At 39.7% G+C, this 2,500-nt stretch carries 1 protein-coding gene and 1 pseudogene; one reads left to right on the top strand and one right to left on the bottom strand.

Translation table 11 applies throughout. From position 1 onward, the window contains the following. Positions 1 to 184: 184 nt before the first annotated feature. Positions 185 to 833 (bottom strand): annotated as a pseudogene (locus RXX31_RS24555) (glutathione S-transferase family protein). A gap of 387 nt (positions 834 to 1,220) precedes the next feature. Between RXX31_RS24555 and RXX31_RS24550 the strand changes: the two are divergent. Then, on the top strand, positions 1,221 to 2,120 hold the full coding sequence (locus RXX31_RS24550) for a hypothetical protein (RefSeq protein ID WP_317592199.1): 900 nt from the start codon (positions 1,221 to 1,223) through the stop codon (positions 2,118 to 2,120). The last annotated feature ends 380 nt before the right edge of the window (positions 2,121 to 2,500 follow it).

Genomic DNA, 2,500 nt, shown 5'->3' with positions numbered 1-2,500 from the left:
GGCTACCAATATACCCATTGGATCCTGATATAAGTACTTTCATTCTTTCCCTGAACTCTCGATTACACATAACGCCCAACTAAAGGGCAAAAACCATAATCCATTCACCCAACCAAACCAGCCATAACCTCAAAAACAAACCGAACCAAAAGTGGCACGTGTTTTTGTCCCTTTAAGTTGTTTGTTATGAGTATGATTCAAATGGTGTGAGATCTATGCCCTCGATACCACAAACAGCTTTTACTGTTTGGTTGCCAGATAGGCGTTTTAAGTACTTTGCCAAATACTTAAATGTCAGTGGTGACTGCTTTATTGGTAACGACCATTCAGCCAGCATAAACAGGAAGTAATCACAAGCTGACAATTTGTCACCTAGCAAATATTCATTGTGTTCTAGTTGATCGTTGATAATAGATAAAGCATCTGCAATACGTTCGTCTTGAGCCGCTACCACATTTGGTATTGTTGATTCGTCATTTGTATGACGATGTGGATAGTAGCGAACCATTAATTCAGCTTGAAGCGTGTTATTTAAAAAGGCTAGCCACTGAAAAAACAACGGACGATTTAAGTCCCCAAGAGCTGGGATTAGTTCATGTTCGGGGTGCAACTCACAAATGTGGGTACAAATAGCTGGACTCTCGAATATTGCCTGTTCACCAACAACAAGAGTAGGAATACGACCTGCTGGATTTAATTTTAGATAATCCGCTGATTTTTGAGAATTGGTCTTTTTGTCAACCAGCAAAAGTTCGTATTCAGCCCCCCACATGATGAAGTAGAAAATGTGGAGCTAAACTCGCATTGTTTGGATAATAGTAAAGTTTGAACAAAATAGACTCCATTCTAAAATTTTCGGATACTCATAACGCTTTCTATACGGCTTTTAGCAGCTTTTCATACTCCTATCACGCAGCTATTCATACGGAAATTTAATTTACAATCAATAGGTTGAGCAAGAAAAAGGGAGGCTAGGTCACATTACGGAAAGGCAAATTTATAGGATACATCGGATAACGTTAAGTAAATCAATTTGTATCACAAATCTATGGCATATAAGCGGAGCCTTGAAAGTTTTCAAGGTAGAGTACAGAGCTTTACGCTGTAAGCGCTATAAAAGAAGTAAATTACGAATGCCAGAAATAACCGATTTTCTGAGTAGTTAAGCAATATTCAGTTTAGTTACTTTAGCATTGGGCAGATATTCAAGGATGATAAAAATGATAGAAAAACTACTAAAAGATGGCTGGGGCTATCACGATAGTGAATCAGAAAGGTTAGCATTGGAGCTTGAGTCAGTGAGCCTTAGCGAAGTTCAAGATGAACATGTTACACCGTTACTTACTCTTATCAGCCATACCATCGGCGAACACTTAAACCAGTGGTCTAGAGCCCGCGAGCTGTCTGAACACGTTTTTGGAACGTTAGGAGAAGGAAACAGGACGTCGCATCAGTGGGCTTTGGTTGCAGTATTGCGCTACATGGACTTTGCGATGGAAGAAGCACAAGCCGCTGAGCTTGAAAGTGCGCTTAACATCGAAGGTAATGCTTTAGCGGCCTTTATAACGGTGAAACTAATGTTGGCAAAGGCACTGTTTTCATCGAACCGTTTTGACGAAGGCTTACCTATTTTCAAAAAGGTCACTGCTTTGTCTTCAACGCAAAAAGAAGGCTCCGGTTCGGAAAGAGTGGTCGCCATTTCATGTAACAATATCGCTAACGATTTACTTAAGCTGGAAGATCGTACACCCATTCAAGATTCAATCATGCTTTCCGCAGGTGAATATGCTTTGGCGGCTTGGAAAAAATGTGGCAATTGGGTAAATGAAGAAAGAGCGTTGTACTTGTTACAATTAATTCAGAATACCCTTGGAGACACTGAGAAGTCTCTTGGGTATGCAGACTATGCGTTAGAGATTATCAAGAATGAGGGACCTGAGCCTGTTGATGAGGCCTTTATTCGTTTAGAAAAAGCAAAGACTTATAAGCGAATCGGTGACTCTGACAATTATGAATTGGAGATAACCTTAGCTGACAACCTTGCGCAGCTCTGGGATGACGCTAGTTTGCAAAGTTGGTACGAGTCGGAAAAAAGTAAACTGGATTTGATATCGGCTTAGAGCCATTACAAGCGTATACACATTGAAAGTAAAAATTGTGTTGAATTGATAATGAATGAGGGATGCTATATTCAAGAGTAGCTTCCCTCGTTTTCAAAAAACAACTAGGAAACAGGCCAATAGATACCTCAAATTTCTTTTTCGGAAACTTTACTTGAAAATCTATAAGTGAGTTAGCGAAACGGAAGTCGGGTTGCAGAATATCGAATAATTTTACACATAATGATTTCTAGACACTTTCGGATAACTTTTGGTACGGGAAACACGCATTAATAGAATGTGTATGACTTTCTAATCTAAACCATAATGGGGCAGATTCGATTCAGTCAGAATCTGAATCAGGAAAACCTCTTTCGAAACTCGCGTGGTGTTAATCCAAC

Source organism: Vibrio sp. EA2, assembly GCF_033042495.1.
Lineage (GTDB): Bacteria > Pseudomonadota > Gammaproteobacteria > Enterobacterales > Vibrionaceae > Vibrio.
The sequence above is the reverse complement of the archived record's forward strand: the minus strand, read 5'-3'. Positions and strand labels throughout refer to the sequence as shown.